Annotated in this window: 3 protein-coding genes; all 3 read left to right on the forward strand. The window is 47.6% G+C overall.

What is annotated here, in order from left to right:
* Positions 1 to 598 (forward strand): hypothetical protein (locus tag ABYV26_RS20055; protein ID WP_372683138.1); only part of this gene is annotated, 598 nt, incomplete at its 5' end.
* Positions 599 to 845: 247 nt separating this feature from the next.
* Entirely contained in the window at positions 846 to 1,817 is a 972-nt protein-coding gene (locus tag ABYV26_RS20060) for a formylglycine-generating enzyme family protein (RefSeq protein WP_372683139.1), read from the forward strand.
* A 106-nt stretch (positions 1,818 to 1,923) separates the two neighbouring features.
* On the forward strand, positions 1,924 to 5,127 hold the full coding sequence (locus ABYV26_RS20065; RefSeq protein WP_372683140.1) for an Npt1/Npt2 family nucleotide transporter: 3,204 nt from the start codon (positions 1,924 to 1,926) through the stop codon (positions 5,125 to 5,127).
* Positions 5,128 to 5,325: the final 198 nt, after the last annotated feature.

The raw sequence follows: 5,325 nt of genomic DNA on the forward strand, positions 1-5,325 counted from the left end.
GCAAGAAATGGAAACCTTAGAGTTCTGCAAGGAATATACAGATATTTTCAATCAATTCAAATGTAGCATTTTCACTTTAACCAATACATCTGAAATGGGTAAAAACCCACAAAAATATGGTATAATAATAAATGAAGATGGTAAAGCAAACAAATTTAATTCTCATGGGCGAATATCGTCAATCAATTTTTATGACCCAAATGGAATGACAAGTGAGGAAAAGCATGAAATTCTTAAACTCTATGAACAATTGAATCAGGAATTACGATCTCAAATACGTTTTAATGGATATCGTAATCTAATTCTAACTGCTCGGACCGGTGCTTATTTGGAAGACATATACTTTATTTTCGATAGACTATCGTTACAACAAATGGTCAATTTAAATACTAACAATAACGATGGCTATTTCGTCGTTAATATGTCTGCGTCACGACGTCACCAAGTCATTATAGATAAAAAATTGTCTGATATGATAAATATCTTTAAAGACAAGAAATTTAACTTCAAGGATATCATTGAATTTACGACCGATGAAAATATTGCACTGCAATACCTAAAAGAAATGGTCAATGGATCTTTGGTTAATGTTGTTTAGGAGCAATATACTATTATGTTTTAACTCAATAACATAAAAATGGGAACGGCACATTCAAACTGTAACATTTAGAAGAATTTTTCAACATATTATTCTCGATACGGAAAAACAGTCTTGTGAAGTTAGGCACTCAATAAAAGTCTATTATATAATATACTTTTGGGTGCCAGCCTCTATTTATTTTTGAGATGCAACCATTAAAAATTTAAGACAGTGTACGGTATAATAACGATATATAGGATAAACGATGCAGATTTACCATGTTATTCCAATATCAATAAGACAGGACTTGATGGTTAAACCCCGATGTATAGCTGTGAGCTTAAAAACCTTCCTGTCGGGATTTATCATTACGATGATCGGCTCCTTAAAAACAAATATTAAAGGGCTTTTTTTAGTCTGTTTGTTTTTGATCAGTACGCTGCCGGCAATTGCGTCCGAAAAGATGGAAATCAGGGTTGTGAACACTATCGGTATGGAGTTTGTCCTCATTCCTCCCGGTACATTTGTCATGGGCAGCCCTGCTGAGGAAGCACATCGAGACGTCTCAGAACTTCAGCATCCAGTGACTATCAGTCGTCCGTTTTATATGCAGACCTCCGAGGTCACAGTTGAACAGTGGCAGACAGTAATGGGTAAGCGGTTCATTGGTCGAAAAAAAGGGAAAGGAGATGTGCCGGTGGTCAAGGTTTCCTGGCATGATTGTATTAAATTCATAGATAAACTTAATCAGATCACGGGTGATCGTTATATGCTGCCGACCGAAGCGCAATGGGAGTACGCTGCCCGGGCGGGTGCTGCAACAGCTTATTTTTGGGGGGACCAGATTGAGTGTTCCCAAGCTATGTTTGCTAACAACCCCAAGAAATATGATCATTGTGTCTCCGCTAACGTCGTTGCAGGGCTGGAACCCGGGCAACCTGCGCCGGTGAAGAGCTATCTTCCCAATGCATGGGGGCTATACGACATGCACGGGAATGTGTGGGAGTGGTGCGTGGATCTTTTCAGCCGCTATCATGCTTCCCCGGTCGTAGATCCTCGCGAAACTCACTCTGGGCATCATCGGGTGCGCCGCGGAGGCAGTTGGTTCGGACCGGGCTATTCAATCCGCAGTGCCAACCGCGCCCACGGCCACCCCATGAGCCGGTTACAAAACACTGGTTTTCGACTCGTTATGGTCCCCCCTGGCCTGCCAGAGAAAGCCGATCAGTCCCCATAACCTGGCTTCAGCCTAATGAGCATATTTTGTTTTCGCCATGCTCACCCCGGGCACAAGGCGCTGAAAGGGATTACACACATTGGCAATTCATGGAACAATAGGCCGCTTGTTTAACATCTATGATGAGGAGATTGAGCTGCTCCTCTGGACGGTTGCCTTGCTGTTCCTGGTTCGCAGTTCCGGGATTTTCCTGAACAACTACGCTGAAACAGCCTTCCTGAAACGCTATGGTGTCGAGTACATGCCCCTCGTGAACATGATCAACGCGGTGTTAACCTTCTTTGTTATGGGGGTCATGACCGGGTTCATGACCCGTCTGCCCGGCGCCAGGCTCATGGCTCGGCTTTTCATTTTTTGCGGACTGTCTGTCGCTGGGATTTGGGCGGTTATTCCCTTTGGGATTGATCTGGTATATCCTGCTTTGTTCATGCTCAAATCCCAGTACGAGGTCCTCTTAGCGCTGCTGTTCTGGAACCTGGCCAACGATCTATTCAACACGCGACAGTCCAAGCGGCTCTTCCCGCTGATCACCGCAGGCGGGGTTATCGGACAAATCTTGAGTAGTTTTGCAACCCCTGTGGTGACGCGCTGGATAAACTTGGACAACCTGCTTTTGGTATACATGGGTACCGTTTTGATCGGAGCCTGGGTCGTACACGCCATGGGACGACGTTTCCCCACGCTGCTGTTCCAACAAACCACAGCGAGTGAAAAACACACACACCGCTCCCTAATCGAGGAATTTAAAACGGTTCTACCACTATTGAAATCTTCAGTTTTGGTGAAAATATTAGTGGTAGTCGCCTTCATGGCCAACGTGGTGATTCCTATAATGAACTACCAGTTCAACTATGCTGTAAATGAACAGTTTGCCACAGAAGCAAGTTTGATCGAATTTTTCGGCTATTTTAGGGGTGTGCTGAACATTGTCAGTCTAGTGATCCTGCTCTTCATGGGTAAACTCTATGACCGATTCGGGTTGCCAGTGGCCCTGATGTTCCACCCCTTCAACTATCTGCTGGTGTTTTTTGCCTTCCTTTTTCGGTTTGATGCCGTTGCAGCCATGTATGCTCGCATGTCCGCCAACATCATCCGTACCACCATTAATATCCCGGCTATGGCGGTAGTGACTGGCCTGTTCCCGGAATCCTACCGGGCCATGATCCGGCCTTTTCTGCGGGGTACGGTTGTTCGTATCGGCCTGTTTTTAGGATCCGGCTTCATTTTACTTTCGAGTGACCTGTTCCACCCGCGCTACCTTTCCCTGGTGGCGATGCCTTTTGTCCTCGCCTGGGTTGTTGCTATCTATGTCCTCAAGCGCCAATATGCCGGAATCCTATTAGGCCTGGTTTCCGATAACAGAATCGATTTCCGCTCCCTGGATGCCAGTGAACTGAGCCAGGTGTTTCGGGATAAACAAATTCAAGAAAACTTTGTCCAGCGATTCCATCAAGCATCGGGAGAAAACCGCCTGTGGCACGGCCGACTGCTACGATCCATCTCAATCCCGAATTTTGACACCCACCTCATCGCGACCTTACGCGAAGAGCAAGATATGCAAACCCGTATTGGACTTATCGAACTGCTCTCCAATCAGGCGGGGCCGGTGGCTGTTGAGGTGTTCAACGAACTGATTGGGACAGGAGAGCCTGATCTGGCCGCGGCCTTGATCGAGGCCGGCCACCGAATTTCACCTAAAACGTTTGCCCCTTTTAACCGGCGCATTTTCGAATCGTCTCTTCCCATAGAAATCAAGGCCCGTGCAGTAGGCTCTCTCTACACCTTGGAACCGGCCCGGTTCGGCCCGCTTATCGAGACGTGGTTGGTATCTGAAGATGCCGGCACATGCAGCGCGGGTGTCATCGCTGCCGGGGTATGCCGGGATATGCGTTTTGCTGAGCAGTTGAAGACGCTATTGAGGAGCCGCGATGATGATGCCATGTTGCTTCTGATCTTGAACAGTCTCCGCTCCATCCATGTGAGCGGACTCAATCCCCTATTGGTGCATCGGTTATGGGACCCCGATCCGCGGATGCGGCGTACCGTGCTAGAGGTTTACCTGATCGAAGATGAGGCCTCCCTGAAAAACGTGATTGCGCTACTGGGGGATGAATCTGAGGATATTGTCAAGGTTGCCCGTGAAAAAATTAAGTCCGCTGACTACCAGAACAATCTGCGGTTGATAAAATCTCTATCACTGCCACAGAAAAAGGTGAGAGAATCCCTTTTTGACCTGCTGAAGGATATGGCCATCAAAGATTTGGACGTCTTTCGCTTTGTCCAGCTTCAAGCCCGGACCTGCTATCAACTGACCGCTGAGGCCAAGGGGATCAGGCAGCTCTCCGATGAAGCCCTGAATGAGTTGTTGGCTCTCCATCTGGACGAACGGGTCTGGTTTACCCTTCAGACGACCATACGGGTGCTGGCGACACAAGACCGTTCAGGCCAGATGAACCAGCTTGCACAAGGCATCTTCTCTACCGATCAACGCCAGCGGGCGAACAGCCTTGAGGCGATGGATGACATTCTGGATAAAAGCATCGTCGGTTATCTAATGCCTTTGTTGGAACACACCGATCCAGCCGAACGTATAGCTGCCGGCAGGCGGCTATTCCCCGACGATGTGGAGGAACAATCTAAGCTGGCTCTTTTCGAGAGCCTGCTGAAGAGTAGAAACTGGGTGACTTTGGCGCTGACGCTCACCATGATGCGAAAACTAAAGATCTCACCGAAAACCGCTACCCGAATTGAGATCTTGGCTGGGGATTCCAACCCACATGTGGCGCTGCTGGCCAGACAGTTAATGGGAAAGAGGTCTGACCACCGATCCGGAGAGGAGAATGAAATGGAAACGACAGGTTCGATTCCACTGACTGATAAGATCATGCACCTTAAAGGGATTGAAATTTTCGCCGATCTGTCTGTCAACGAGTTGGCCAGCTTGGCCACGGTAACCAAAGAGGTGACCGTTGACGCAGGTAGGCAGGTGTTCATGGAAGGTGAACGGGGTGACACGCTTTATCTGGTGTTGGAAGGTGATGTAGCCGTGATCAAAGGCCGCAAACTGGAAAAAGAGATCGAACTGGACAGTATTGGTGCCGGAGACTACTTCGGTGAAATGGCTTTGTTCGGTGATGATCGCAGGTCGGCAACCATCCGGACAAAAAAGAAGTCCCGGTTTTTGACTCTGCACAAAGTGGAACTCCAGGATATTGTACGCGAATATCCCCAGATCGCGATGCATGTATGCCGAATTCTCAGTATACGAATACGACATCTACATAGTAAGATCGTCGATCAAATCTGTTAATCCTGAAAATATGATCGTGTTAGAAAGATCCTATTGAAATCGCTCTGTTTCCTCAGTTTCAACATGATTTCATTCGTTCCTAATGCTTTCTGTTTTTTGAAGTGCTCTCCTCGGCTAAATCGACTGGTTCCTGATGCCGACCGCTGGCAACAGCCGCAGACCACACCCAAGCGGTGGATGCCGTGGTGGGCAACATCC

The sequence above is a fragment of the Desulfosarcina sp. genome (assembly GCF_041551955.1).
GTDB lineage: Bacteria > Desulfobacterota > Desulfobacteria > Desulfobacterales > Desulfosarcinaceae > Desulfosarcina.